Genomic DNA, 24,851 nt, shown 5'->3' with positions numbered 1-24,851 from the left:
GTGACGACACCCATGCGCCTCAGTCCCGTGAAGCTGGACTTCATCGTGCCGCCGCTGACCCCGGAGGATGGACGCATGTCCGGGGTGCTGCGCGCGCTGGAGGACTTCTTCCCGGGCGCGGACCTGAGCTGGCGCGTCGAGCAGACGGAAGAAGGCGGGCCGGCGTCCTCGCGGCCCGCGCATGACGAGAGCCGGTACCGGCAGGTGCGACTCACCGACCGGGACGCCTGGGTGGCGGACTGCCTCCGGAGCGGGACGTTGCTCCAGGTCTTCAGCGCGCCGGGGCAGTACCCCGTCAATGTCTCCACGAGTCCCGGGCTGACCGCGAGGACTCGCGACGGCGTGGAGCAGGCGACGGTGACGGTGTGGCTCTCCCGGGACGAGGTGCTCACCGACGGGCGCGTGGAGCAGCTCGTGGCGCGGTGTGGAGACACGCTGCGCGCCTGGCACCTGGCCTTCACGCCGCTGGCGGCCATGAGCACGCTGCTGCCGGTGTTGTTCTCGGCGAACGTGCGCGTGCCCGCCTCCATGGACCCGAGGGCGCGGCTCCCGGCCCTGAAGGCGCTGCCCCGGCTGGGCAACCGCACCGAGCTGCTCCCGGGCCCGGAGACTCCGTTGCAGCTCGGGTGGCTGAACTACTGGTCCCCGGAGACGGCGCGGCGGCTCGGCTTTCCCGACGCGTCCCGGGACGGCGAGTGGCTGGCGCGGAGCACCCGCACGGACTCCGGCGCGTGGGTGGTGAAGCTCACCGACACGCCGCTGGAGGTGGAGCGGCCCGAGCACGTGGAGGCGCTGGTGCGGGCCTATGAGCGCTTCGACCAGGTGGGCGCGCGCGGCTGACGCTCACGGAGCCGTGCAGCACCGGAGCGAGTCCTGCTCCGTCCGCGCGCGGTGACGGGCTACCCGGAGGACTCGCGCCCGTCCGGTGACTCCCCGGTGACCGCCACGTGAAGCCGCTGGCGCACCTGGTTGTAGAGCGCCAGGCGACGTGTTCCGGGCGGCACGGCCCGTTCCTTCGCGGCTCGCAGCGCCGTGAAGATTCGCCAGGACACGTGGGCCTCCATCCGCGCCAGGGCGGACCGGACCTGCTCCAGCTCCGCGCCCTGCTGCTCGAGGCGCGCCCGCGCCTGGTCCAGCAAGGTGGCCTGCTGTTCGATACGTGCCTGGGCCTGCGCCAGCTCGCCGCGAAGGCGCACGGTGTTGGCGGTCTCCGCTTCCAGGGCGGAGCTCAGGCTGGCGTTGCGTTGCTCCACGCCGGTGATGTGGGCCTGACGCGCCTGGGCGAGCTCCTGCGCCGCCGCGGCCCGTTGCTCCACGACGGTGATGTGGGCCTGGCGGGCCTGGGCGAGCTCCTGTGCCTCCGCGGTCAGCTTCTCCAGATGGGCCACGTGCGCGGGATGGCGCGGGTCCACCGCGTCCGCGTACGCCCGTCCGGTGCGGCCGTAGGCGGCCCGGGTGGTGTCCCCCAGGGACGTCCCACTGGCCCGGGCCTGCTCGTACAGCGCGACCAGCTCCCGGGCGCGCCCGCTCAGTCGGTGTTCGCGCCACAGGCGGTCCGCGACGGCCGCGACGTCCAGGCGCTCCGCCTCCTCGAAGAGCAGGTGGCCCAGCTCCTCGCGTGAGGGACGCGCGCGCGTGTGGCGGCCGGAGAAGTTGACGCGGGCCTGGGCGTCGAAGTGCTCGACGGACAGCAGGCCGTCGCAGCCGTGGACGTCGTAGAGGACGCACGGAATCTGGAGGGCCGCCGCGAGCAGCGGCGTGCGCCCGATGCTCACCACCCGGTCGAAGTCCCGCAGCAGCTCCGGCGTTATCTCCGTGGAGTGGTGGGGCAGGCCCAGGTGCGTCCACGAGACGCCCGGGCGCGCCAGGCACAACGCCTCCAGGTCTTCCTTCAGTCGCGGGTCCAGGTGGTTGGTCACCACCGCGATGCGCCGCGCCGGGGGCGCCCGGGCGGGGGCGGGTTTCTCCAGGCCGGTGTCATCGAACCAGTTGCGGCACAGCGAGATGGGCACCGCCGCGCCAAAGGGCGTGGGCGCCAGGGCGTCGCGCACCTCCTCGGAGACGGCAAGCGCGTGGGCCACGCCCGCCCAGACGATGGGTGCCCCTTCCAGGGCGGGCAGCACGCCCAGCGAGGAGAACACCACGGGGGCTCGCAGTCGGAGCGCGCCCAGGAAGTAGAGGCAGGGCGCGTGGTGGACATGGAGCACCTCCGGGTCGAAGGCCTCGATGGCTGCTTCGTCCGCCACGGAGAACACGGAGATGTTCCGCCGCCGGAACTCCTCGGAGATGGCTCCGGGTCGGAAGGTGAAGAGGGCCACCTGATGGCCGGCCCGGCTCAGTGCGGTCGCCAGTTCCAGGCAGTACAGCTCGGAGCCTGCACGCTGATCGAGATGATGGTTCGCGAGGAGGATACGCATGGGGGGAGGACCCCCATGGTAGGCCGGCCCGGCGTCGCCTGTGACCTCGTTGTAAGAGAATGTAAAAAATTCGTCGCGTGGAAGCCGGGGGGCAGGCGAGTCGATGCCCGGCATTCCGAGCCGAACGCCATCCGTTCCGTGGGGGCGCGGCGTCCACGATGCCGGTCGCCCAGGGAACCCGGGATGTTGGGTACAGGGCTTGGCGGTGGACGGAAGGGGATGCGTCCTGATGGGAGGCGCCTGCGTCCTCGGCGCGGGTGACTAGCTTTCTCCCGGAGAGGTGGACGTGACGAAGCAGGTGAAGCCGCGAAGCAGCCGTGCGAGCGGGAAGCGCTCCGACACCGCGCTGTTGATCATCGACGTCATCAACGACCTGGACTTTCCCGGTGGCGAGAAGGTCCTGCCCTGGGCGCTGAAGATGGTGGACCGGCTGGGGCCCTTCGCCGCGCGGATGCGCAAGGCGGGCGTGCCGGTCATCTACGTCAACGACAACTTCGGCTACTGGCGCAGCAACTTCAGCGACATCTACAAGCACTGCACGCATCCGGGCGTGCGGGGGCGTGAGGTCGCGCGCGCCCTCAAGCCCGGACGGGACGACTACTTCATCCTCAAGCCCAAGCACTCGGCGTTCTTCGCCACGTCGCTGGTGCCGCTGCTGGAGTACCTGGGCACGAAGAAGCTCATCCTCGCGGGCATGGCCACCAACCTCTGCATCTTCTTCAGCGCCCACGACGCGCACATGCACGAGTACAAGCTCACCGTGCTGAGCGACTGCTGCGCCGCCGAGAGCGACGAGGACCACGACCTCGCGCTGTCACAGCTCCAGCGCTTCCTGCGCGTGCGGGTCTGCCGGAGCGACGAGCTGAAGCTGACAGCGAAGCGGCGGCGCACGCCGGTGAAGCGCCCGCCGCCCGCGAAGTGATGCTGGCGGACACGTTCGACCGCGAGGATGTCGTCCGCATCGATACGTCCGAGGAGGTGTCCCGCTTCCATCCACTCGTGCCGCGTCGGGACGCCTGAAGCCCATCCACGAAGCCCGGGCGGCATGAGTCTCCTCGGGGCGTTTCCTCCCCGTCTATTCGCGAGCGGGCAGCCCCTCGTCCAGGAACGACTTCAGCTCCGGGAGCACGCGCTCGGGGTGCTCCTGGTGGGGACTGTGCCCCGCGTCCACGCGCAGCAGCCGCGCCTTCGGAAACCGCCGCGCCGCCTCCTCCGCGAGCGACGGGGGCAGCACATCCTCCTTCTCACCCCACACGAGCAGCACCGGCGCCTTCACCTCGCCCAGCCGCTCGCGCCTGTGGAACACCGGCCCCGTCACCGGCACCAGCGTGTTGAACGCCCGCGCCCCCGCGTCCCGACCTTCCGGCACCGACACCAGCTCGTAGTCCAGCGCCCCCAGTCGCTCGCCCAGCGGCGTGGGAGGCGGCGGCATCATCCGGGACCACGCCCAGGGCCCCAGCGAGCGCGCCAGCCGCTCCGGCCCGGCCCGGAAGAACAGGCGCGCCTTGCGCAGCATCTCCGGCCCCAGCCCCATCGCATCCACCAGCGCCAGCCGCTCCACCGGCACCCGGCCGCGCAGCGCCAGCTCCACCCCCACCAGCCCGCCCAGCGAGTGGCCCACCACCGCCACCGGCCCTGTCCCCAACTGGAGCAACAGCTCCTCCACCGGCTCCGTGAAGAAGCGCACCCCGTCCTCCGCCGACTCCAGCGCCCCCTCCGTCGCCGAGGACATCCCAAAACCGGGCAGGTCCACCGCCAGTACCCGGTGCCCCCGGGCCAGCGCTGTCAGGTAGACGAACCAGGTGGACGCGGCCCCGCCGCGCCCGTGCAGCAGCACCACCGTGGGGCCCTGGCCCCCCTCCAGCACCCGGAGGGCCCCGCCCCCTGGCAGCCAGCGCACCGTCGCCGTCACCGCCGGAGCCAGCTGCCCCAGCAGCCCCGCCTCCACCGCCCCCACCGCCGGAGCCTTCGCCGGTGTCTTCATGACGGGCCCCCAGGACACGCGGGGCGGACCGGCTTCCACCGGGAGTGGAACGTCCGGAGGTGGGACGGGGCAGGGTGGGACATGGGAAAGGGCGCTCCAGCGGGGGCGGTCGGACGCGCAACTTACTGGAATGCCCGGTCTTCTGCGGTGTTGAGCCCGATACCCTGTAACCCCTAGGCTGCCCGCCGCCAGTCCGACACGAGGCGACATTGAACACCGACATCCGCGCGCTCACCGAGCGCGTGCAGCAGGAAAGCAGCTTCGTCGAGATCCTCAACCAGGAGACCGGCAAGGTCATCGTCGGCCAGCGCTACATGCTGGAGCGCATCCTCATCGGTCTGCTCTGCAACGGGCACGTGCTGCTCGAGGGCGTCCCCGGCCTCGCCAAGACGCTCACCGTGCGCACCGTGGCGGACGCGCTCAGCGCCACCTTCATGCGCATCCAGTTCACCCCGGACCTGCTGCCCGCGGACGTGGTGGGCACGATGATCTACAACCAGCAGGCCGCGAACTTCACCGTCCGCAAGGGCCCCATCTTCGCGAACATCGTCCTCGCGGACGAAATCAACCGCGCCCCCGCCAAGGTCCAGTCCGCCCTCCTGGAGGCCATGGCCGAGCGCCAGGTCACCATCGGCGACCAGTCCTTCGGCCTGCCCTCGCCGTTCCTCGTGCTGGCCACCCAGAACCCCATCGAGCAGGAAGGCACCTACCCGCTGCCCGAGGCGCAGGTGGACCGCTTCATGCTCAAGGTGAAGGTGGGCTACCCCACGCGCGACGAGGAGAAGGTCATCATGGACCGGATGTCCGGCGGCACCTCGCCCCGGGCGCAGAAGGTCATCGGCCTGGAGCACCTGGTCCGCGCCCGCGAGCTCGTCCACCACATCTACATGGACGAGAAGGTGAAGGAGTACATCCTCAACGTGGTGTTCGCCACGCGCGAGCCCAACAAGTACGGCCTCAAGGACCTGGCGGACTACATCCAGTTCGGCGCCTCGCCGCGCGCCACCATCTCCCTCGCGCAGGCCGCGCGCGCCCACGCCTTCCTTCGTCACCGCGGCTTCGTCACCCCCGAGGACGTGAAGGCCATCGCCTTCGACGTGCTCCGCCACCGCATCGCCATGACGTACGAGGCGGAGGCCGAGGAGCTCACCGCGGAGAAGATCATCCAGCGCGTGTTCGACCGCGTCGAAGTCCCCTGACGCCCCCCTCCCGAGCCGCCAGGCGCCCCCGTGCTTCCCAAGGACCTCATCCGCCGCATCCGCAAGCTGGAGATACGCACCCGCAAGGTGGTCTCCGACATGCTCGCGGGGCAGTACCACTCGGTCTTCAAGGGCCGCGGCATGGCCTTCTCCGAGGTGCGCCAGTACCAGCCCGGTGACGAAATCCGCATCATCGACTGGAACGTCACCGCGCGCATGAACGAGGCCTACGTCAAGGTCTTCACCGAGGAGCGCGAGCTGACGGTGATGCTCCTGGTGGACGTGTCCGCGTCCAAGGAGTTCGGTTCGAAGGAGCGCACCAAGGCGGAGATTGCCGCCGAGGTCGCCGCGCAGATTGCCTTCAGCGCCATTGCCAACAACGACCGGGTGGGGCTCATCCTCTTCTCGGACCGGGTGGAGAAGGTGGTGCCGCCGCGCAAGGGCCGCACGCACGTGCTGCGGCTGGTGAGCGACATCCTGACCTTCAAGCCGCAGGGGAAGGGGACGGACCTGGCCGCGGGGCTCTCGTACCTGAGGCAGGTGGCGAAGCGGAAGGCCGTCACGTTCCTCATCTCCGACTTCCAGGCGCGCGACTACGAGAAGCCGCTGCGGCTGGTGGGGCGCAAGCACGACCTGGTGCCGGTGGTGGTGGAGGACCCGCTGGAGGAGGCCTTCCCCCGGCTGGGGCTGGTGGACATGGAGGACCCGGAGACGGGCGAGCGCTTCGTGGTGGACACCAGCGACCCGCGCGTGCGTGGCCGCTTCGCCCGCGCCATGCAGACCGTGCGCGACGAGCGCCGCAAGCTGTTCAAGAAGCTGGAGCTGGACCACGTGGAGCTGCGGGCCGGCGATGACCACGGCAAGGCGCTCGCGCAGTTCTTCCGCGCGCGGGCCCGGAGGATGGCGGCGTGACGCGGCTCCTTCCCGTGCTGGCCCTGTTGCTGGTGGGCGCGCTCCCGTCCAGCGTGACGGCCGCGCAGACGCCTCCCGGCGCCCCCGCGGACGAGACGGTGCAGCCGCAGAACGTCTCCGCGCGCGTGGAGCCGAGGCAGGTGCGCATCGGCGACCCCTTCGTCTACGAGGTGGTCATCACCCACCCGAAGGAGCACCGCTACGAGCTGGTGATGCCCAAGGAGCTGGGCGACTTCGAGGTGCTGGACCAGACGCGCCAGCGCAAGGACGGGCCGGACTCGGCGACCACGACGTTCGGCGTGCGCATGTCCGCCTTCGCGCTGGGCACGGTGCCGGTGCCGGCGCTCGGCTTCGACGTGGCCACTCCGGACGGCCCGAAGAAGTTCTCCCTGCCGGGCCGCGAGGTGGAGGTGGTGTCCACGCTGCCGCCGGACGCGGACCAGCAGGGCGTCCACTTCTTCGACCTCCAGCCGCCGCAGGAGGTGCCCATCCGCTCGTGGAGGCTAGTGGTGGCGGTGCTGGGCCTCCTGGCCGCGGGCCTCGTGGCGTGGGCGCTGTGGCGCTGGTGGAAGAACCGGCCGAAGCACGAGGAGGTGGTGCCGCTGCTGCCCCTGGACGTGCGCACGCGCAAGGCGCTGGACGCGCTCAAGGCGGAGGATCTGCCCGCGCGCGGCCATGCGAAGGACTTCTACTTCCGGCTCTCCGAAATCGTCCGCGGCTATCTCGGTGAGCGCTACGGCTTCGAGGCGCTGGAGTGCACCAGCTCGGAGCTGATGGCCTCGCTGCGCCGCCTTCCCACCCCCGGGCTCCCCGAGGACGCGCTGATGCGCTTCGTGTCCGAGTCGGACATGGTGAAGTACGCGCGCGCGGAGTCCTCGCCCGAGTCCTGCCGCGACGCGCTCGCCTTCGGCTACGCGCTCATCGACAAGACGTACGTTCCGCCCCCGCCCCAGGCTCCCGCCAATGCCGCCGCTCCCCACGTTCAATAACCCCGAGGCGCTCTGGGGGCTGCTGCTCGTGCCGCTGCTGCTGGTGCAGGCGTGGCGGGAGCGGCGCGCCCGCGCCACGCTGCGCTTCTCCGCCGCGCACGTCTTCGCTCGCGGCGGCAAGGGGCTGCGCACGTACCTCCTGCCCCTGCTCCCGCTGCTGCGCGCGGTGGCGGTGACCGCCGCCATCCTCGCCATCGCCCGCCCCCAGGCGCGCGACTCGCGCGTGCGCGACTTGTCGGTGGAGGGCATCGACATCGTGGTGGCGTTGGACCTGTCCACCTCCATGGAGGCCGGAGACTTCCGGCCCCAGAACCGCCTGCACGTGGCGAAGGAGGTGCTCAGCGAGTTCATCGCCAACCGCGTGAATGACCGCATCGGCCTGGTGGTGTTCGCGGGCGCGGCCTACACGCAGGCGCCGCTGACGCTGGACTACGGCGTGCTGAAGGAGGTCATCAAGCAGCTGCGCACGCGCGTGCTGGAGGACGGCACGGCCATTGGTGATGCGCTGGCCACGTCGCTCAACCGCCTGCGCGACTCGGAGGCGAAGAGCCGCGTGGTGGTGCTGATTACCGACGGTGACAACAACGCCGGGAAGATTTCGCCCATGGACTCGGCCAACATGGCCCACTCGCTCAACGTACCCATCTACACCATCCTGGTGGGCAAGGGCGGCAAGGTGCCCTTTCCGCAGGGCACGGACCTGTTCGGCAACACCGTGTGGCGCGAGACGGAGATTCCCATCAACCCGGAGCTGATGCAGGACATCGCGGACCGCACCGGCGGCGAGTACTACCGCGCCACGGACCCGGAGGGCCTGCGCGCGGGCCTGCAGAAGGTGCTCGACTCACTGGAGCGCTCGAAGCTGATGGAGGGCGGCGTCAGCGCCACCTACCGCGAGGAGTTCCACCCGTTCCTGCTGGCCGCCTTCGGCCTCGCCGCGCTGGAGCTGCTCCTGCGCGCCACCTTCCTGAGGGTCTTCCCGTGACGCCCGTGGACCCCTGGCGCTTCACCCTGCTCGGCTACCAGGTGGGGCTCGCCCAGCCCTTCTACCTGCTGCTGGTGGGGTTGGGCGTGCTGCTGGGGCTGCTCGCGCTGGTGAGCGCGCTGCGCCGCACCTCCCGCGTGCGCGCGCTGCTCAACGAGCGCCACGCCGAGCGCTTCACCCCTGGCGTGTCGGTGTGGCGGCCGGCGGTGCAGGGCGGCATGTACGGGCTGGGGCTGGCGCTCTTCGGCTTCGCGCTCGCGCAGCCGCAGTGTGGCACCAAGAGCGAGCTGACGAAGCGCCGCGGCATCGACGTGGTGGTGGCGCTGGACGCGTCCAAGTCCATGCTCGCGCGCGACGTGCAGCCCAGCCGCCTGGAGCGCGCGAAGCTGGAGCTGACGACGCTGCTGGATGAGTTGAAGGGTGACCGCGTGGGCCTGGTGGTGTTCGCGGGCGACGCGTTCATCCAGTCGCCGCTGACGTCGGACTACTCTGCGGTGAAGCTGTTCCTGCGCGCGGTGGACCCGGAGGTGATGCCCCAGGGCGGCACCAACGTGGGCGCGGCGCTGAAGCTGGCGAAGCAGGTGCTGGACAACGCGGACCGCGGCTCGAAGGAGCGCGTGGTGGTGCTGCTGTCGGACGGCGAGGACCTCTTCGGCGAGGTGGCCGAGGCCACCGAGGCGCTGAAGGAGGCGAACGTCCCGGTGCTGGCGGTGGGCGTGGGCTCCGAGTCCGGCGAGCCCATCCCCGTCTACGACAGGCGGGGCGAGTTCGTGGACTACAAGAAGGACGCGGCCGGCGAGACGGTGATTACGCGGCTGGACCGCGCGGGCCTGACGACCATCGCCGAGGGCTCCGGCGGAGCGTTCTTCTACCAGCCGCGCGGCGTGGCCATGGCGCAGGTGGTGGAGCGCATCGACCAGCTGCAGAAGAGCGAGCTGGAGAGCCGGGTGACGGTCCGCTACGACGAGCGCTTCCAGTCCTTCGCCATTCCGGGGCTGGCGCTGCTCGCGCTGGGCATGTTGCTGCTGCCGTCCTCGCGCCGGAGGTCCTCGCCGTGAGCGCGCACCTGGAGTCTCCGAGCCGAGCGAGCCGCGCCGCGCGCCTGCTGACCTGGACGCTGGTGGTGGCGCTCGCGCTGCCGACGTCCGCGGGAGCGGCGGGGCCGCTGCAGAAGGACCACCCGCTGGTGGAGCAGGGCCGCGAGGCGTACGCCGCGGGCCGCTACGAGGACGCGCTGGCGGCCTTCGAGGCGGCGAAGAAGGAAGTGCCCAATGACCCGGCGGTGGACTTCAACCGTGCGGACGCGCTCGCGAAGCTGGGGCGCATCCCCGAGGCGCAGGAGGCCTTCCGCGGGGTGACGGAGTCCAACCGTCCCGACCTGCGGCAGAAGGCCTGGTACAACCTGGGCAACCTGCACGCCACCACGGGCGACAAGCGGGAGGCGCTGAAGTCCTACCGGCGCGCGCTGACGTTGGATCCACAGGACGTGCAGGCCCGGCACAACTACGAAGTCGTGCTGCGCGACGTGCCGCCGCAGCAGCAGAAGAGCCAACCCGACGGCGGCGCGGATGGCGGCTCTGACGGAGGCAGTGACGGCGGGCGCCCGGATGCGGGCGCGGATGGCGGCACGCGCGGCGATGGCGGCACGCCCCAGGACGGGGGCATGGATGGTGGCGCGGACGGCGGCGCGGATGGCGGTGCCGACGGCGGCGCGGATGGGGGCCAGGGCGACGGCGGCAGTGACGGCGGCGCGGATGGTGGCGCGGACGGCGGCCAGCAGGGCCCGCAGCAGAAGGGCGACGGCGGGGCCGACGGCGGCGCGGATGGTGGCCAGGAGGACGGTGAGGGTGAATCCCAGGACGGTGGCTCTGACGGCGGCAGCGCGGGAGAAGAGGACTCCGAGGAGGCCCGCGATGGCGGGGCGAGCCCGACGGACGTCGACCGGCAGGAAGCGGAGCGCCTGCTGGATGCGATGAAGCAGAACGAGAAGAATCTCCAGCTCTGGCGTTTCCAGCAGAAGAAGAAGCAGAGGAAGCCCAATGAGAAGGACTGGTAGCGCCCGAGGGGCCCTGCTGGCCGTGCTCGCCCTGCTGGCCACCGCGCCGGCCTGGGCGAACGACGACCTGGATTTCTACCAGACGGTGGACCGCGAGGAGGTGGGCAGCCAGGACACCTTCCGCCTCACGGTGGTGGTGGTGGATGCGCCGCCCAACGCGCAGGTGCAATTGCCCGAGTCGGAGGACTTCGAGGTCCTCTCCAGCTCGCGCAGCAGCCAGCGCTCCATCTCCCTGTCTGGCGGCGGCCCGGCCGTCATCCAGGACATCACCCGCTATGTGCTGGTGATGCGGGCCAATCGCGCCGGGCGGCTGACGATTCCGCCCTCGCAGATATCGGTGCGCGGGAAGACGTACCGCACGCGGCCGGTGGAGATGTCGGTGAGGACGGGCCGGCTGGGCTCCGCGCCCCCGGGCGGCTCCGGTAGCGCGTTGCCGGACCCGTTCGCCAGCGCGCCGTCGCAGCCGCGGCCGGACCCGTTCGGCGAGGAGCTGGATGCGGACGAGCCCACGATTCCTCGCGGGGACTCGGACCTGTTCCTGCGCGCGAGCCTGGACCGGGACGAGGTGTACGTCGGCGAGCAGGTGACGCTGTCGCTCTTCATCTACTCGCGGGTGGACCTGTCCAGCGTGGACTCCGTCACCATGCCCAAGCTGGAGGGCTTCTGGACGGAGGAGGTGGAGAGCCCCACGCAGCTGTCCGGCGAGCAGAAGATTGTCGACGGCATTCCCTACCGCGCCTACCTCTTGCGCCGCCGCGCGCTCTTCCCGGTGAAGCCCGGCACGCTGTCCATCACCGCCGCGGAGGCGGACATCACCACCGGCTTCCTCTTCGCCGGCCACCGCGTGCACCGCGTGTCCAACGCGCTGAAGGTGAAGGTGCGGCCGCTGCCGCCGGGCGCGCCCCCGGGCATGGCCAACGCGCAGGTGGGCAGCTGGCGGCTGTCCATGGACGTGTCGCAGACGCGCGTGGAGCTGGGCCAGCCCGTCACGGTGAAGGTCATCCTGGAGGGTGTGGGCAACGTGAAGAACGTCACCCCGCCGAAGCTCACCGGCCCCGCCGCGCTCAAAATCTATGACCCCACCACGACGGACAAGGTGGCGCCCCAGCGCAACCGCGTGCAGGGCCGCCGCGTGGTGGAGTACCTGGTGATGCCGCAGCGCACGGGCACCTTCACGCTGCCCGCGCTGGAGTTCCCCTACTTCGACCCGCGCGCGCAGTCCTACGAGGTGGCCCGCACGGACGCGGTGACGATTACGGTGGAGGCGGGCGCGGGCGGTGTGTCGGCGCTGCCCTCTTCGCCGTCGAACGTGGCGGACGCGGCCAACGAGCAGAAGAACGTGCTGACGGCGGGCGGGCTGCGGCCGGTGCGCTACCAGGCGAAGTTCGTGGCCCCGTCCGAGCCCCCGTGGAAGCGCGGCTTCTTCGTGCCGGCGGTGCTGGCGCCGCTGGGGCTCTTGCTGGGCGTGGCGCTCATCGGCGGGGTGCGCGGCCGGCTGGCCACCCGCACGGAGGCGGACCGCGGCCGGCAGCAGGCGAAGGCCGCGCGCAAGCGACTGGCGGAGGCGGAGAAGCTCCAGGCCGGCGCCAACGTGGGCGCCTTCTATGCGGAGGTGGAGAAGGCGCTGCACGGCTTCCTGGAGGCGCGGCTGGGCGTGCCGGTGGGCGGGCTCACCCGCGAGGTGCTCACCGAGCGGCTGGCGGCGGCGGGCGCGGACGTGGAGCGGCGCTCGCGGGTGCTCTTCGTGCTGGAGGCGTGTGACCTCGGCCGTTACGGCGGCGGGGGCAACCCGGCGGAGCGGCAGAAGGTGATGGATGCCGCGATGGCGGCCATGGAGGGCTGGGCGTGAGCGGCTACTACACGCCGGAAGAGGCGCAGGACGTCTTCCTGAAGGCCAACGAGGCGTACGCGCGCGAGGACTACGCGGCGGCGCAGCAGGGCTACGAGAAGCTCCTGTCCCACGGCCACGGCGGACCGGACGTGCTCTACAACCTGGGCACCTCGCACCTGGCGCGGGGAGACCTGGGCCGGGCGGTGCTGGCGCTGGAGCAGGCGAAGAAGGAGGGCGGCCGCGCGCCGGACCTGGAGGCCAACCTGTCCGTGGCCCGCGCGCGTCAGGTGGACAAGGTGGTGGGCGCCACGGCGGAGGAGGAGTTCCTTCCGCGGGTGACGGCGGCCACCGACGGCACGGTGGTGGCGTGGACCTTCCTGGGCACCTGGGTGGCCGCCTTCGCCCTGGTGCTGCTGTGGCGAGCGCTGCGCCCGGGCCGGCGCACGGCGGTGGGCATCATGGCCGCGCTGCTCTTCACGGTGGCGGTGCCCTCCGGCGTGCTGCTGGCCGCGCATGCCTGGGTGGACGAGACGGTCCACGAGGCCGTCGTCCTGGCCCCCACGCTGGTGGCGCGCGAGCTGCCCCAGGCCGGCGCCCGCTCCATCTTCGAGGTCCACGCCGGCCTCAAGGTGCGGCTGCTGGAGGAGACGGGCCGCTTCGTCCGCATCCGCCTCCCCAATGGCCTGGAGGGCTGGGCCGAGCGCGAAGGTGTGTCGGAAATCTGAAGTCTGGGCGGAAGCCCGCCGTCGGGCTTGGGCGGGACGTGGAAGGGTGCGCTGTCCCGCAGCTAGACTCGGAGGGAGGGAAGGCGACTTCTTCCTGGAGGTCGTGGCTCCGTGTTCGAGGTCGAGGCGCGCGTCGGCAAGAATCGGCTGGTGGTGCGTATCTGGGGAGCCGTCGAGGACGCGGAGGCTCGCCAGATTGGCGACGCCGCGGTGGCCGCCATCGAGCGGCTGCGCCCGGGGCTCGACATGGTGTCGGACCTCAGCGGCCTGATGTCGGTGCCCCCGGAGGGACTGAATCAGCTGCGGCGCATCGTCGAGGCGGCGCGGGCGCGGAATTTCCGCCGGTCGGTGCGGGTGGTGGGGCGCTCGGCGGCCGCCGCCCTCCAGTTCGAGCGCATCAGCCGCGCCATCGGCCACGAGGCGCACCTGGCCTTCTCGCTGGAGGAGGCCGAGCGGCTGCTGGACGGCGGCTGGTCCGCCTGAAGCCGCTTCAGCTCCGCCGGCCGGTGAGGCGCGCGAAGAGGCCGCGTCTGGGCTCCCGGCGCTCGCTCGCGGCGGCCGCCGCGAGGCCCGTCACCTTGAGCAGGTTCTGCTGGAAGACGGCATTGCCCGGCTCCAGCTCCACGGCGCGCTCCAGCAGGGCCGCGGCGCTCGCGTAGTCCTTGCGCTGGTGGACCAGGATGAGGGCCAGCTTGCTGTAGAGCGGCGCGGCCTCGGGCACGCGGTCGATGGCGCGCGTGAGCACCTCGATGGCGCGCTCCACCTCTCCCTCGCGCTCCAGCCGCACCGCGCGCTGGAGGAAGTCCTCCGCCGTGGCCGGCTCGTTGCCCCGGGGGCGCGGCCGGGGCGGGGGCACGGTGGCGCGCGGTGGCGGAGGCGCCGCGGCGAGGGGCGGCGGGGGATGCGTGAGGGCGGGTTGGGATGGCGGGCGCGACAGGTCCGGTATCACCGCCCGGGTGGGGAGAGGGCGGGGGGCGGGCTCCTCGTCCCCGAGCGCCATGGGCTCCGGCACCAGGAAGTCGTTGCCATCCAGCACCGGCAGCTCCTCCGCGGGCGTGTGCAGGCCGGGGGCGCCAGGCTCCCGGTGCAGCTCCACCACGCCGCGCTCCAGCAGGGCCTTGAGGACGACCTTCACCTCGATTTCGGGCAGCTTCGCCGCGCGCGCCAGGGCGGGCACCGGCTGGACGCCGTCGATGAAGGACGCGATGTGCGCCTCGAACGGGTGGAGCGGCTGCAGGGCGATGTCCAGCCCGCCGCGCAGGTGCGGCACCGTGTGCGCGTCCATGGGCACGGTGAAGCGCGCCGTGGCGAGGTCGTGCGGCGTGGGCCGCTGGGGCGGCGGCAGCGGCACCTCCAGCGTCCGGGTGCGCTGGGGCGGCGACAGCAGCGCCCGGACGATGGTGGGCTCGTGGGTGACGTACTCGCCGCTGGCCTGCTCCGCGTCCAGCAGCAGCCCGCAGTGCGTGCACTGGAAGTCGGCCTCGCCCACCGCGCCCTGGCACTCCGGACATTCGAGCTTTGCAGCCATTTCCGGCCCATCATAACGCCGGGGGCCAGGGAGCGCCGTGGCGCCCGGGCATCGAATGCTGGCTTCACCCACCTGTCAGTCCGGCTAATCAGCAGGCGGGCGAGAGCCGGGTGGGGTGGGGACGTGGGAAGTGAGGCAACCGCTCGGGGGCGGGCTTACGTAAGGGCGATGCGGGGTGCACCCGACAATCGGCGTCACCTCCCTGTTGCGAGGGGGGCTCGTGGGACTATACCGCGCGCCGCAGGTGGCACCGGCATCGGGGGTTGATGCACGGGCCCGCGAGCTGTCCCGCAGTGGTCTCGAGTCGCGTGCGGAGAACCATGGCTGGCAATTCCCAGGCACCCTTCCACATCCTGCTCGTCGAGGATGAACCGGTCATCCGGGAGCTGGTGCGCTCGATGTTGAGCGATGGCACCGTGGACGTGGTGTGTGCGGCCAACGGGCTGGAGGGGCTGAAGCTCGCGCGCAGCCAGACGTTCCACCTCATCCTCATGGACGTGGTGCTGCCGCAGCTCGACGGCATCTCCGTGTGCCGCATCCTCAAGAGCGACCCGGTGACGGCCGAGGTCCCGCTCTACATGCTCACCGCGAAGGCGAAGAAGTCCGACATGGAGAGCGCCACCGCGGCCGGAGCGGACGGCTACATCCACAAGCCCTTCCGCGGCGCGGAGCTGATGGCGCTGGTGGAGCGGCTGCGCGCGGGCCAGGTGAAGTCCGAGCCCGCCTGAGCCGCTCGCGGGCTTCAGGGCAGGCGCGGGTGGAGGAAGCGCGCCAGGGCGAGGAAGTCGTCCCAGTCCAGCTCGCCGAACTCCAGCGCCACGCCATCCACCTCGCGGCGGCGGATGGTGCAGGTGGTGACGATTTCGCGGTCCCCCGGCAGGGGCACGGCGATGGTGAGCTGTTGAAGGGTATCCGCCGCGTGGGCCTGGAGGAACAGGCCGGCCATGGACACGTCGCGCGCCTGCACCGTCACCGTCCGACCCGACAGGTGCACCTTCACGGTGAGCTGCGCCTCGACGCGCGGATGGAAGCGTTCGACCGCCTTGGGATTGCCAGTGGGAGTCATCACCGGTGCAGCTCCTCTTCGTGCGACAGGGTGCGACAACTCTGAGGCACGGGGCCGGAGAGGCAAGTTTCCATCCGCCCCGTCCGTCCCGCTGGACGGACCCTGCTCCCGCTCCGCGGAGGGCCCAGGCCCGCGGCCCCCGGGCCATGTGCTCGGGATTGCTGGGATTGTGTCCTGGCATGCCGGCTGAAGAAGGCCTCCCGCAACCCGCCGCAGGAGGCTGCCCTTGGACAACGACAATCGGATTCCCTCGCTGACCATCACCCCCACCGTTCCGAGGCAGACGCCGAAGAACGAGTTCGGGACGGTGCTGGCGCGCGCGGCGCAGGAGGTGGTGCGCTCGGGCGCCGGGCTCGTGGGGGGGATGATTCCGGCGGGCCCCATCGTCAGCGCGGCCGTCTCCAGCACCCGGGCGGTGGTGTCGACGGTGGCCTCCACGGGGGGCTCCAGCACCACGGTGCCCGTGGCGTCGGGCTCCGGGGGCGCGGCAGGCGCAGGCGCGGCGACGGGCAACGGGGACGCGTGGGACTTGCTGGAGGCGCAGCGGGCGCTCAGCGCGGACGGCCAGAAGTTCAACATGGCCTACCTGTCGCTCCAGAACGAGATGCAGAAGGAGAGCCGCGAGCACAACGCCATCTCCAACATCATGAAGGTCCGCCACGACTCCGCGAAGGCGGCCATCAACAACATCCGCTGAGGAGTCGGGCGAGCCATGGCCATGGACAAGTTGGGCCCGGTGGGCGGAGCGGGCGTGTCGCCCGCAGTGGAGCCCGCGCGGGAGCGGTTCGGCAAGGTGCTGGAAGAGGTGAGGGGGCCCGCTCGGGGCGCCGGGTTGCCGGTGGCCACGGAAGGGCCGCCCCGTAGCGCGCCGGCGGAAGCTCCGCGAGGTCCCGGCAGGACGGAGGCGGTAGGCCGGGCCTCGCCTGGCTGCGCGGAGGCAAAGCCGGGCACGTCCCGGGTGGACTCGGTGCAGGCGGCGCGCGAGCAGCAGGCGGCGCAGGTGCTGGACAGGGTGGGGCAGGCGCAGAAGCGGCTGGACCACATCCTCGAGCTCGCGGAGTCCGGCCGCACCTTCAGCGCCGCGGAGTTGCTCGCGCTGCAGGCCCACGTCTACCGGGCGAGCCAGGAGCTCGACCTCGCCGGCAAGGTCGTCGAGAAGGCGACCGGCGGCGTCAAGCAGGTCCTGCAAACGCAGGTTTGAGGAGCCCCATCATGCGATTCCCTCCCCGACGCCGTCTCATCTTCCTCCTGCTCCTGGGCCTCACCGCGTGCCGGGAGCGCATCCAGCACGGCCTGGATGAGCGGCAGGCCAACGAGCTGCAGGCGGTGCTCATCGAGCGCGGGCTCGACGCGCGCAAGGTGCCGGAGGCGGGCAAGAAGCCCTCCTGGTCCATCGAAGTCACCGACGAGCACTCCTCGGATGCGGTGCGAATCCTCGCGGAGCTGGGGCTCCCGAGGCCCGCGGAGGAGGTGGGGTGTGACGTCTTCGGAGGGGGCGGGCTGGTGCGCACGCCGGTGGAGGAGGGGGTCTGCCGGGTGCGTGTCCTGGAGCGGGGGCTGGAGAAGACGCTGCAGACGGTGGAGGGCGTGCTGCTGGCGCGCGTCCACCTGGTGGTGCCCGCGCCGCCGAGGCCCGGTCAGGCCACCGCGCCCTCGAAGGCGTCGGCCATGCTGCGTGTGGCTCCGGGAAACGCCGCGCGGGTGCGGCAGTCCTCGGAAACGTTGAGGTCCCTCATCGCGGGAGGTGTGGAGGGGCTGTCGCCGGACGCGGTGTCGCTGCTGGTGGACGAGGTCTCCACGCGGGTGGAAGTCCCGGCGGGCGGGGGCGTGTCGCTCCTGACGAGGCTCCGCGCGCTGCTCGCGGTGCTCGGCGTGGTGGTGACGGGGCTGGCGGTGGCGCTGGTGCTGGTGACGCTGCGGATGCGCCACTACCGGGACCGGCCTTCGGCGTCCGCGCCACCGGCGCCCGCGCGGCCGGTGCTGACACCGGGAGCGGCGCGCAAGGTGGCGTGAGAGGCCAGGGGAGGACGTCACCATGGAAGCGACACGTGTGGGCCGGACGGCCCGGCCGGACAAGAGGGGGACGCCGCCGGTGCGGACGCCCGCCAGCGAAGCGCCGCCGCCCCGGTCCGGGCCGCTTCCTTCGCTGGCCCTTCCGCTGGAGCGCTACGCGCTCGTGGCCTGGGTGCTCGGGCGCGAGCGGGCGGCGGAGCTGCTGAGCGGGCTGGGCGTGCGCGAGGCGGAGCGCGCGAAGGAGCACCTGCTGCGCATCGCGGGGCTGTCGTCGGCGCAGCGGCAGGCGAAGGTCGCGGTGGAGTTCGGGGAGCGGGCTGACGCCGCCGCGAGGCTGAAGGCGCTGATGGAAGAGGCGCCGGAGCCGTTGCGGCGGGAAATCTTCCGCCGCCTCCCGCCCTACCACCGGACCCTGTTCTCCGGGCGTCAGGTGGAGCCCGGGGAACAGGCGCCGCCCGCCCTGGGCGCCCTGGCCGAGCGGCTCATCCGCGAGGCCACGCGCTGAGTCTTTCCGCGGAGCCGTCCCGGCCCGCGTACCCGGCATCCCGCATCCGGATGTCACGCCTCTTCAACCCCATGACTTCACGGGCGCGGCACCTGGCGGGTGCCGTGCACGGGTGGGGTGTGTCCCAACACCGCCAGGGAGCTTTCGATGAGCACCGATGTCGAGCAGTCCGCCACCCGGAAGGTCCGCCCGCTGCGCGGGTTGGGCTCGCGCCGATTGACCCGCGCGCACGTCGCGCTCTCGGAGCGGCCCCGCGTCGCCGAGCTGGGGCGGGAAGCGCTGGGAGTGGTGGCGGGCGTGTTGTCCCGGGAGCTGGAGTGTCCGGTGACGGCGGAGGCGCGACTCCTGGAGGCCGCCATCTCTCCGGCGACGGGGCTGGCGCAGCCGGCGGTGTTCGCGCTGCTGGAGCTGTCGGCGGTGGGCGGGACGGGCGTGCTGGAGCTGGAGCCGGCGCTCGCCTTCGCCGCGCTGGAGCGCATCGCCGGCGCGGGGCAGCGGCCGGGCATGGTGACGGAGCTGGCGCGGCTGGAGGAAGCGACGCTGGCCTACCTGCTGCTGCTGGCGCTCTCCGCGGTGCGCTCCCAGGGCGTGCTGAACCCGAAGCTGGGGCCGCGACTGTCGGGCGTGACGATGCGCCGGGCGGACGTGGTGGCGCGGCTGGATGGGCGGCAGTCGCTGGTGGCCATCGAGTTGTCGCTGACGGTGGGGACGGTGAGCGCGGGGGCACGCCTGCTGCTGCCGGCCCCGGTGCTCCAGACGGTGTTCCAGGAGCTGCCCGTGGAGCGCGGGCCGGGCATTGCGCCGGAGGTGCTCGCGGCGGCGCTGGAGGCGCGGTGCCTCATGGGCCAGACGCCGCTGCCAGCCCTGGCGCTGGAGTCGCTCGCGGTGGGGGACGTCGTCCTCTTCGAGGGGGTGCGCCGCGAGGGTGGGTGCCTCCTGGGGCAGGGGCGGCTCGTCACCCGAGGCTTCGCGCTGGTGGGGAACTTCCTCGCCGAGGGCTTTTCGCTGACGCACGCGCACGGAAGCGCGCATTCCCAGGAGTCGGACATGGTGGACCTGAAGGAGCTTCGCGAGGGCATGCCCCCGCTGCCGGTGGATGTGGAAATCGAGCTGACGCGGGTGATGGTGCCGCTGTCGGAGCTGGCGGTGCTGAAGCCGGGCGCGCTGTTGCCGCTGCACATCAACGCCAACGAGCCGGTGCTGCTGCGCGTGGGCGACCGCGCGGTGGCTCGTGCCGAGCTCGTGGAAATCGAGGGCGAGGTCGGTGCCCGCGTCCTGGCGCTGCTGCCATGAGGCCGCCGATGAAGAGCCTCCTCTCATCCCTGTCTCCCCGTGCGCGCCTGCTGGCGGCGGGGGCCCTCGTGCTCGGGCTGACGGCGCTCGGGCCGCTGGGGGGGCTGTCCATGACCTCCGCCGCGCGAGGGCTGTTGGGCGCGCTGGCACTGGGCGGTCTGGGCTGGTGGTTGCGTCGGCGAGGGGCCTCGGGGCAGGAGGTGCCCCAGGTGGCGCGGCTGCACGTCGTCTCGAGAGCGGGGCTCTCCCCGCGCTGTGGGCTGGCGCTGGTGGAGGTGGACGGCCGCGGCTTCCTGGTGGCCTTCGGGGACTCGTTCGCGGAGATACGCGAGACGCAGGAGCAGGAGGACGTGTTCGCGCAGGCGTTGGCGCAGGCCCGCCGGCCGATGCCGAAGCGCCGCGTGCCGGGGCGGGGCAAGGGGGTGGGGCGATGAAGCGCGTGCTCATGGGCGCGGGACTGCTGGCACCGGCCCTGGCCTCCGCGGCGGAGACCTCACTCTCCCGGCTGTCCTACGCGGGCAGCCCGCTGTCGATGATGGGGATGCTCGCGCTGATGTCGCTGCTGCCGTTCGCGGTGCTGATGCTGACGAGCTTCTCGAAAATCGCGGTGGTGCTGTCGCTGGCGCGCTCGGCGATGGGGACGCAGCAGGCACCGCCGACGCTGGTGCTGACGGGACTGGCGGCGGTGCTCACGGGACACATCATGGCGCCGGTCATGGAGCGCATGTACGACGCGGGGCAGGTGGCGTACGCGGAGGTGGAGGGGGGCTCGGGTGCGCAGATTCTGTCGGCCGCGTCGCGGGTCGCGGAGCCGCTGCGCTCGTTCCTGGTGAAGCACGGCAGCCCGGAGGAGCGGGCGCGCTTCGTGGACCTGGCGCGCGAGCTCCGCCCTCCGGAGGAGGCGGACGCGGTGCACGAGACGGACCTCTTCGTGGTGATTCCCGCCTTCGTCATCACCGAGCTGAAGGAGGCCTTCCAGATTGGCTTCCTCGTCTTCCTCCCATTCCTGGTGCTGGACATGGTCATCGCCAACGTGCTGCTCGCGCTGGGGATGCAGACGTTGTCACCGAGCCAGGTGAGCCTGCCCTTCAAAATCCTCCTCTTCGTCGCCGTGGATGGCTGGGCACTGCTCGCGCGGGGCCTCATCCTCGGCTACCGGTGACGACATGACCCCGGACGTCCTGCTCACCCTGGGGCATGAGGCCCTGCTGTTGATGGTGCTCGCCTCGCTTCCACCCATTGGCGCGAGCCTGCTGGTGGGCTTCCTGTCGAGCCTCTTCCAGGCCACCACGCAGCTCCAGGAGAGCACGCTCGCGGTGGTGCCCAAGCTGTGCGCCGCGGTCCTCGCGCTCGTGCTCGCCGGGCCGTGGATTGCCGGGCAGCTCACGCGCTTCACGCACCAGCTCCTCCTGCTCATCGCCGAGGTGGCGGCATGAACCTGGAGCCGCTGCGTCTCTGGCTCGAAGCGCTTCGGCCGGACATCGTCGTGGTGGCGCTGTGCGCCGCGCGACTGGTGCCCATCGCCTTCCTGTGTCCGCTGCTGGGAGGGCAGGCCACGCCCACGACGGTGCGGCTGGCGCTGGTGCTCGCGCTGTCGCTCTTCCTTCGCCTCGAGGCCGGCGTGGAGCTGGTGACGCCGGTGGAGTCTTCGCTGGAGCTGGCGGCGCTGGTGGTGCGGGAGCTGGGCTATGGGATGTCGGTGGGGCTCGTGGCGGCGCTGCCCTTCGACGCGGCGCGGATGGGCGGCCGCTTCATCGACCTGTTCCGGGGGACGTCGGCGGAGGCCAGCCTGCCCGCCGCGGGCAGTCGCGAGTCGGCGACGGGGGACGGGCTCTACCACCTGCTGGTGGCGCTCGTGGTGTCGGGGAGCCTGTTTTGGCGAGTCCTCTCCGGGCTGCTGCGCGGCTTCGGAGTGGTACGGCTGGGAGTCTTCGTTCCGACGGAAGCGGCCACGATGCACGTCGTCGTGCTGGCCGGAGGCGCCCTGGCCACGGGCCTGGCGGTGGGGGCTCCGGTGGCGGCGGCGATGCTGGCGGTGGACTGCTTCCTGGGAATGGCCTCGCGAGCCGCGCCCCAGATGAACCTGCAGGAAGTGGGAGCGCCGCTGCGGATTCTCGGGGGCGGCGCGCTGCTGTGGCTGGGGGTCGGCGTGCTGTGCGAGCGACTGCTGGCGGGCGTGCTCTCCGCGGAAGGTGTGCTGGCGACGCTGGGCGAGGTGGCGCGATGAGCGGCGAGAAGACGGAGCAGCCCACCGCGAAGCGCCTCCGGGAGGCGCGGCGCAAGGGACAGATTCCGCGCAGCCGGCTGCTGACGTCCAGCGCGGTGACGCTGGGAGGGCTGCTCGGCTTCACGGCTTGCGCGCCCGAGGGCTTCCTCCGACTCCAGGACTGGACCACGAGGCTGTTCCTCGAGCAGCGCGACCTGGGAGCGTGGTGGGAGGGATTGTGGATTACCGCGAGGCTCTGCGGGCCGGCGCTGGGGGGCGCCCTCGCGGCGTCACTGGGCGTGTCCGTCGCCACGGTGGGCTTCGAGCTGGAGCTGGGCCACGCGGCGCCGAAGCTGGAGCGCATCAGTCCCGCGGCGGGCTTGAAGCGGCTGTTCAGCATGCAGCCGCTGGTGGAGGTGGCGAAGGCGCTGGTGGTGGTGGCGCTGGTGGCGGTGCTCGTCTGGAGCGAGGTGGAGGAGGTCGGCCCGGACGCGCTGCGCGCCGCCTGGCTGGGCGGCGCGCAGGGGCTGACGCTGCTGGTGGAGCGCCTGGGCGGGCTCGCCATCCGGCTCGCCTGGGTGGTGCTGGTGCTGGGCGTGGGGGACTACGTCCTCGCGCGTCGGCGCCACCTGAAGGACCTGATGATGAGCCGCGAGGAGGTGAAGCGCGAGCACAAGGAGAGCGAGGGCGACCCGCGTCAGAAGGGACAGCGGCGCTCCCTGCAGCGGCAGCTCGCGCAGGGCGGACCGGCACGTGGAGTGCAGAAGGCCACCGCCGTGGTCATCAACCCCACGCACCTCGCGGTGGCCCTCCGCTACGACGCCCGGGAATGTGAGGCGCCGTACCTCGTGGCCAAGGCCCGCGAGGAAGACGCCCTTGCCCTTCGGGAGGAGGCGCGGCGGCTCGGGATTCCGGTGGTCCGGGACATCCCGCTGGCGCGCAGCCTCATCCACTACGACCTCGGGGAGTCCATCCCCGAGGAACTGTACCAGGCGGCCGCGGTCGTCCTGCGCACGGCGATGGAGGCACGAAGCGTGGACGACCCTCCACGGAGACAGACACCATGAACCCGCTCTCGAAAATCCTGTTGAAGGCCCGGAAGTCCTCGGACGTGGTGCTCGCGGTGGCGATGGCCGCCGTGCTGGGTGCCCTCATCATTCCCCTGCCGGCCTGGCTGCTGGACGCAGGGCTCGCGGTGAACCTGGCGGCGGCGGTGGCCTTGCTGGTGGCGTCGCTCCGGGCAAAGGACGCGCTGAAGGTGACGGCGTTCCCCACGCTGCTGCTGTTCACCACGCTGTTCCGGCTGGCGCTCAATGTGTCGTCCACGCGGCTGGCGCTCGCGGAGGGGCACGCGGGCGAGGTCATCCAGGCGTTCGGCGAGTTCGTGGTGCGCGGGGACTACGTGGTCGGTGCCGTGGTGTTCGCCATCCTCACGCTGGTGCAGCTGCTGGTGGTGGCCAAGGGGGCCGAGCGCGTCGCGGAGGTGTCCGCGCGGTTCACCCTGGATGCGATGCCGGGCAAGCAGATGTCCATCGACGCGGACCTGCGCGCGGGGGCCATCGACCAGGCGCAGGCCCGGCGGCGGCGGCGCGACCTGGAGCGCGAGTCGCAGATGTTCGGCGCCATGGATGGCGCGATGAAGTTCGTGAAGGGGGACGTGGTCGCCGGTCTCGTCATCGTCGCGGTGAACCTGCTGGGCGGTACCGTCATCGGCGTGCTCCAGGGCGGCATGTCCCTGTCGGAGGCCGCGTCGACCTTCGCGCTCATCGCGATTGGAGATGGACTGGTGTCGCAGGTCCCCTCGCTCTGCATCGCGGTGGCGGCGGGCCTCGTCGTCACGCGGGTGGCCTCGGAGAAGGAGGACGACTCGCTCGGCCTGGAGATTGGCTCGCAGTTCTTCGGAGAGGCCCGGACGCTCTGGGTGGTGGCGGGCCTCTGTGGTGCGCTGGCCCTCATGCCGGGCATGCCGCACCTGACGTTCCTCCTCCTGGCCGCGGGGCTGGGCGGGCTCGGCCATGCGCTGAATCAACGGGAGCCCGGGGGGCCCGGGGAGAAGGAGGGCGCCAGCCCTGACGCGGCCGCTGCTGGCCCCGCCGCGGGCGCACCGCCGGAGAGCGCCTCGGTGCCCGTGGGTGTCTCTCCGCTCACCCTGGACCTGGCGCCGGACCTGACGGTGCTGGCGGAAGAGGAAGGCGGTGCCTTCGTCCACAAGACGCTGAACGCGGTGCGGGATGAGCTGTTCTTCGAGCTGGGGGTGCGCATCCCCGGAATCCGCGTGCGGACGCAGGCCGCGTACCTGTCGCCCGGGGAGTACCGCATCCAGGTGGACGAAGTCCCCTCGGGCGGAGGGCAGGTCGTCCCGGGGGCGCTCTACGCGCTGGCGCCTCCGGAGGAGCTGGCCTTCCTCCAGGTGAAGGCCGAGCCCGCGGTGGAGCCCGGCACCGGCAGGGCCATCAGCCGAATCACGGAGACGGGACGGGCCCTGCTGGAGGCGGCGCAGGTCCCCGTGCGGAGCCCGGGGGAGCTGCTGGCGGACCACCTGAGGAGCGTGCTGCGGGCCCGCGCCGCGGACCTGCTGGGACTCCAGGACGTCCAGGGACTGCTGGAGGGGCTGGAAGCCCAGTCACCCGTCCTGGTGAAGGAGGCCCTGCAGAAGGTGCCGCTGCCGTTGCTCACGGACGTGCTGCGCAAGCTCCTCCAGGAGGGCGTCAGCATCCGGGATTTGCGCGCCATCCTGGAGGCGCTCGTCTCGCCCACCACCGAGGGGGACGCGGTGGCGCTCGCCGAGCGCTGCCGCCAGGCGCTGCGCCGCTACCTCAGCCACAAGTTCGCTCCCACGGGGCCGCTGTACGCCTACCTCGTGGACCCGGAGGTGGAGGAGGTGCTGCGGGCTACGGGGCCTCGGGGGCCCGCGCTCGACCCGGAGCGGGTGGCGGAAATCCTGGAGGGCGTGCGGCAGGTGGCGACGGGCGGCCGGGCGGTGTTGCTCACCGCGCCGGACGTGCGCCGGCCGCTGCGCAGGCTCTGCGAGGGCGCCTTCCCCGAAGTCGCGGTACTCACCTACGGCGAGCTGGACGGGGCCCTGCAGATTCGTCCCATCGGTCGGCTGTCGCCCGTGCCGATGGGACGCTGAAACAACCGG

At 71.9% G+C, this 24,851-nt stretch carries 27 protein-coding genes; 23 read left to right on the top strand and 4 right to left on the bottom strand.

Features of this window, described 5'->3' with window-relative positions:
• The first annotated feature begins 12 nt into the window (after positions 1–12).
• Entirely contained in the window at positions 13–840 is an 828-nt protein-coding gene (locus ACX9TP_RS36380; RefSeq protein WP_482975247.1) for a DUF5953 family protein, read from the top strand.
• A 59-nt stretch (positions 841–899) separates the two neighbouring features.
• Here ACX9TP_RS36380 and ACX9TP_RS36375 read toward each other — a convergent pair whose 3' ends face one another.
• Complete coding sequence (locus tag ACX9TP_RS36375; RefSeq protein WP_482975246.1) at positions 900–2,417, bottom strand: glycosyltransferase family 4 protein; 1,518 nt, start codon at positions 2,415–2,417, stop codon at positions 900–902.
• Positions 2,418–2,703: 286 nt separating this feature from the next.
• Here ACX9TP_RS36375 and ACX9TP_RS36370 point away from each other — a divergent pair, with 286 nt between their 5' ends.
• Positions 2,704–3,339, top strand: coding sequence for a cysteine hydrolase family protein (locus ACX9TP_RS36370; RefSeq protein WP_482975245.1), 636 nt, complete (start codon positions 2,704–2,706; stop codon positions 3,337–3,339).
• 153 nt (positions 3,340–3,492) lie between these two features.
• Here ACX9TP_RS36370 and ACX9TP_RS36365 read toward each other — a convergent pair whose 3' ends face one another.
• The gene (locus ACX9TP_RS36365; RefSeq protein ID WP_482975244.1) at positions 3,493–4,401 is read right to left on the bottom strand and encodes an alpha/beta fold hydrolase; all 909 of its coding nucleotides are present in this window, start codon (positions 4,399–4,401) and stop codon (positions 3,493–3,495) included.
• 209 nt (positions 4,402–4,610) lie between these two features.
• Here ACX9TP_RS36365 and ACX9TP_RS36360 point away from each other — a divergent pair, with 209 nt between their 5' ends.
• The 9 genes from ACX9TP_RS36360 (at position 4,611) to ACX9TP_RS36320 (ending at position 13,581) form a co-directional block, all read left to right on the top strand.
• Positions 4,611–5,600, top strand: a complete 990-nt coding sequence (locus ACX9TP_RS36360) for an AAA family ATPase (RefSeq protein WP_482975243.1) — start codon at positions 4,611–4,613, stop codon at positions 5,598–5,600.
• Between the two features lie 30 nt (positions 5,601–5,630).
• Entirely contained in the window at positions 5,631–6,512 is an 882-nt protein-coding gene (locus tag ACX9TP_RS36355) for a DUF58 domain-containing protein (protein WP_482975242.1), read from the top strand.
• On the top strand, positions 6,509–7,501 hold the full coding sequence (locus ACX9TP_RS36350) for a hypothetical protein (protein WP_482975241.1): 993 nt from the start codon (positions 6,509–6,511) through the stop codon (positions 7,499–7,501). Before ACX9TP_RS36355 ends, ACX9TP_RS36350 begins: the two co-directional genes overlap by 4 nt.
• Positions 7,476–8,486: a vWA domain-containing protein gene (locus tag ACX9TP_RS36345; protein WP_482975240.1), complete on the top strand. Its 1,011-nt coding sequence runs from the start codon at positions 7,476–7,478 to the stop codon at positions 8,484–8,486. The genes ACX9TP_RS36350 and ACX9TP_RS36345 overlap by 26 nt, the downstream gene beginning before the upstream one ends.
• Entirely contained in the window at positions 8,483–9,544 is a 1,062-nt protein-coding gene (locus ACX9TP_RS36340; protein WP_482975239.1) for a VWA domain-containing protein, read from the top strand. Before ACX9TP_RS36345 ends, ACX9TP_RS36340 begins: the two co-directional genes overlap by 4 nt.
• A complete protein-coding gene (locus ACX9TP_RS36335) occupies positions 9,541–10,542 on the top strand; it encodes a tetratricopeptide repeat protein (protein ID WP_482975238.1) in 1,002 nt (333 codons plus the stop codon). The genes ACX9TP_RS36340 and ACX9TP_RS36335 overlap by 4 nt, the downstream gene beginning before the upstream one ends.
• The gene (locus tag ACX9TP_RS36330) at positions 10,526–12,391 is read left to right on the top strand and encodes a BatD family protein (RefSeq protein ID WP_482975237.1); all 1,866 of its coding nucleotides are present in this window, start codon (positions 10,526–10,528) and stop codon (positions 12,389–12,391) included. Before ACX9TP_RS36335 ends, ACX9TP_RS36330 begins: the two co-directional genes overlap by 17 nt.
• Positions 12,388–13,098, top strand: coding sequence for a tetratricopeptide repeat protein (locus ACX9TP_RS36325; protein WP_482975236.1), 711 nt, complete (start codon positions 12,388–12,390; stop codon positions 13,096–13,098). The genes ACX9TP_RS36330 and ACX9TP_RS36325 overlap by 4 nt, the downstream gene beginning before the upstream one ends.
• A gap of 111 nt (positions 13,099–13,209) precedes the next feature.
• Positions 13,210–13,581 (top strand): STAS domain-containing protein, encoded by a 372-nt coding sequence (locus ACX9TP_RS36320; RefSeq protein WP_482975235.1) that lies wholly within the window; start codon positions 13,210–13,212, stop codon positions 13,579–13,581.
• A 7-nt stretch (positions 13,582–13,588) separates the two neighbouring features.
• On the opposite strand, the gene ACX9TP_RS36315 is transcribed toward ACX9TP_RS36320, so the two are convergent.
• Positions 13,589–14,626, bottom strand: coding sequence for a tetratricopeptide repeat protein (locus tag ACX9TP_RS36315; protein WP_482975234.1), 1,038 nt, complete (start codon positions 14,624–14,626; stop codon positions 13,589–13,591).
• A 320-nt stretch (positions 14,627–14,946) separates the two neighbouring features.
• Between ACX9TP_RS36315 and ACX9TP_RS36310 the strand changes: the two genes are divergently transcribed.
• Complete coding sequence (locus ACX9TP_RS36310) at positions 14,947–15,354, top strand: response regulator (RefSeq protein ID WP_482975233.1); 408 nt, start codon at positions 14,947–14,949, stop codon at positions 15,352–15,354.
• Between the two features lie 14 nt (positions 15,355–15,368).
• Here the strand turns inward: ACX9TP_RS36310 and ACX9TP_RS36305 are convergent, their stop codons facing one another.
• Positions 15,369–15,692, bottom strand: a complete 324-nt coding sequence (locus tag ACX9TP_RS36305; protein WP_482982275.1) for a PilZ domain-containing protein — start codon at positions 15,690–15,692, stop codon at positions 15,369–15,371.
• A gap of 226 nt (positions 15,693–15,918) precedes the next feature.
• On the opposite strand from ACX9TP_RS36305, the gene ACX9TP_RS36300 reads away from it, so the two are divergent.
• From ACX9TP_RS36300 to ACX9TP_RS36250, 11 genes are all read left to right on the top strand, one after another.
• Positions 15,919–16,389: a hypothetical protein gene (locus ACX9TP_RS36300; protein ID WP_482975232.1), complete on the top strand. Its 471-nt coding sequence runs from the start codon at positions 15,919–15,921 to the stop codon at positions 16,387–16,389.
• A 15-nt stretch (positions 16,390–16,404) separates the two neighbouring features.
• The gene (locus tag ACX9TP_RS36295) at positions 16,405–16,893 is read left to right on the top strand and encodes an ATP-dependent helicase HrpB (RefSeq protein WP_482975231.1); all 489 of its coding nucleotides are present in this window, start codon (positions 16,405–16,407) and stop codon (positions 16,891–16,893) included.
• An 11-nt stretch (positions 16,894–16,904) separates the two neighbouring features.
• Complete coding sequence (locus ACX9TP_RS36290) at positions 16,905–17,705, top strand: flagellar M-ring protein FliF (protein ID WP_482975230.1); 801 nt, start codon at positions 16,905–16,907, stop codon at positions 17,703–17,705.
• A gap of 22 nt (positions 17,706–17,727) precedes the next feature.
• Positions 17,728–18,210: a hypothetical protein gene (locus tag ACX9TP_RS36285; RefSeq protein ID WP_482975229.1), complete on the top strand. Its 483-nt coding sequence runs from the start codon at positions 17,728–17,730 to the stop codon at positions 18,208–18,210.
• Between the two features lie 147 nt (positions 18,211–18,357).
• Positions 18,358–19,503, top strand: a complete 1,146-nt coding sequence (gene sctQ, locus ACX9TP_RS36280) for a type III secretion system cytoplasmic ring protein SctQ (RefSeq protein ID WP_482975228.1) — start codon at positions 18,358–18,360, stop codon at positions 19,501–19,503.
• An 8-nt stretch (positions 19,504–19,511) separates the two neighbouring features.
• Positions 19,512–19,937 carry a flagellar biosynthetic protein FliO gene (locus ACX9TP_RS36275; RefSeq protein WP_482975227.1) on the top strand — a complete coding sequence of 142 codons (426 nt, stop codon included), beginning with the start codon at positions 19,512–19,514 and terminating at the stop codon, positions 19,935–19,937.
• Positions 19,934–20,665, top strand: a complete 732-nt coding sequence (gene sctR / locus ACX9TP_RS36270) for a type III secretion system export apparatus subunit SctR (RefSeq protein WP_482975226.1) — start codon at positions 19,934–19,936, stop codon at positions 20,663–20,665. Before ACX9TP_RS36275 ends, sctR begins: the two co-directional genes overlap by 4 nt.
• 4 nt (positions 20,666–20,669) lie before the next feature.
• The gene (locus tag ACX9TP_RS36265) at positions 20,670–20,939 is read left to right on the top strand and encodes a flagellar biosynthetic protein FliQ (RefSeq protein WP_482975225.1); all 270 of its coding nucleotides are present in this window, start codon (positions 20,670–20,672) and stop codon (positions 20,937–20,939) included.
• The gene (locus tag ACX9TP_RS36260; RefSeq protein ID WP_482975224.1) at positions 20,936–21,730 is read left to right on the top strand and encodes an EscT/YscT/HrcT family type III secretion system export apparatus protein; all 795 of its coding nucleotides are present in this window, start codon (positions 20,936–20,938) and stop codon (positions 21,728–21,730) included. The genes ACX9TP_RS36265 and ACX9TP_RS36260 overlap by 4 nt, the downstream gene beginning before the upstream one ends.
• On the top strand, positions 21,727–22,776 hold the full coding sequence (locus tag ACX9TP_RS36255) for an EscU/YscU/HrcU family type III secretion system export apparatus switch protein (protein ID WP_482975223.1): 1,050 nt from the start codon (positions 21,727–21,729) through the stop codon (positions 22,774–22,776). Before ACX9TP_RS36260 ends, ACX9TP_RS36255 begins: the two co-directional genes overlap by 4 nt.
• Entirely contained in the window at positions 22,773–24,842 is a 2,070-nt protein-coding gene (locus ACX9TP_RS36250; RefSeq protein WP_482975222.1) for a flagellar biosynthesis protein FlhA, read from the top strand. The genes ACX9TP_RS36255 and ACX9TP_RS36250 overlap by 4 nt, the downstream gene beginning before the upstream one ends.
• The last annotated feature ends 9 nt before the right edge of the window (positions 24,843–24,851 follow it).

It is taken from the genome of Pyxidicoccus sp. M15 (assembly GCF_056858435.1).
This window is presented reverse-complemented; position numbering and strand designations above follow the sequence as displayed.

Bases quoted from the DNA above. Each gene is read 5' to 3' on its own strand.
- ACX9TP_RS36380 (WP_482975247.1), top strand. From the start codon at position 13: ATGCGCCTCAGTCCCGTGAAGCTGGACTTCATCGTGCCGCCGCTGACC.
- ACX9TP_RS36375 (WP_482975246.1), bottom strand. From the start codon at position 2,417: ATGCGTATCCTCCTCGCGAACCATCATCTCGATCAGCGTGCAGGCTCC.
- ACX9TP_RS36365 (WP_482975244.1), bottom strand. From the start codon at position 4,401: ATGAAGACACCGGCGAAGGCTCCGGCGGTGGGGGCGGTGGAGGCGGGG.
- ACX9TP_RS36345 (WP_482975240.1), top strand. From the start codon at position 7,476: ATGCCGCCGCTCCCCACGTTCAATAACCCCGAGGCGCTCTGGGGGCTG.
- ACX9TP_RS36330 (WP_482975237.1), top strand. From the start codon at position 10,526: ATGAGAAGGACTGGTAGCGCCCGAGGGGCCCTGCTGGCCGTGCTCGCC.
- ACX9TP_RS36315 (WP_482975234.1), bottom strand. From the start codon at position 14,626: ATGGCTGCAAAGCTCGAATGTCCGGAGTGCCAGGGCGCGGTGGGCGAG.
- ACX9TP_RS36310 (WP_482975233.1), top strand. From the start codon at position 14,947: ATGGCTGGCAATTCCCAGGCACCCTTCCACATCCTGCTCGTCGAGGAT.
- ACX9TP_RS36305 (WP_482982275.1), bottom strand. From the start codon at position 15,692: ATGACTCCCACTGGCAATCCCAAGGCGGTCGAACGCTTCCATCCGCGC.
- ACX9TP_RS36295 (WP_482975231.1), top strand. From the start codon at position 16,405: ATGGCCATGGACAAGTTGGGCCCGGTGGGCGGAGCGGGCGTGTCGCCC.
- ACX9TP_RS36290 (WP_482975230.1), top strand. From the start codon at position 16,905: ATGCGATTCCCTCCCCGACGCCGTCTCATCTTCCTCCTGCTCCTGGGC.
- ACX9TP_RS36285 (WP_482975229.1), top strand. From the start codon at position 17,728: ATGGAAGCGACACGTGTGGGCCGGACGGCCCGGCCGGACAAGAGGGGG.
- sctQ (WP_482975228.1), top strand. From the start codon at position 18,358: ATGAGCACCGATGTCGAGCAGTCCGCCACCCGGAAGGTCCGCCCGCTG.
- ACX9TP_RS36275 (WP_482975227.1), top strand. From the start codon at position 19,512: ATGAAGAGCCTCCTCTCATCCCTGTCTCCCCGTGCGCGCCTGCTGGCG.
- sctR (WP_482975226.1), top strand. From the start codon at position 19,934: ATGAAGCGCGTGCTCATGGGCGCGGGACTGCTGGCACCGGCCCTGGCC.
- ACX9TP_RS36265 (WP_482975225.1), top strand. From the start codon at position 20,670: ATGACCCCGGACGTCCTGCTCACCCTGGGGCATGAGGCCCTGCTGTTG.
- ACX9TP_RS36260 (WP_482975224.1), top strand. From the start codon at position 20,936: ATGAACCTGGAGCCGCTGCGTCTCTGGCTCGAAGCGCTTCGGCCGGAC.
- ACX9TP_RS36255 (WP_482975223.1), top strand. From the start codon at position 21,727: ATGAGCGGCGAGAAGACGGAGCAGCCCACCGCGAAGCGCCTCCGGGAG.
- ACX9TP_RS36250 (WP_482975222.1), top strand. From the start codon at position 22,773: ATGAACCCGCTCTCGAAAATCCTGTTGAAGGCCCGGAAGTCCTCGGAC.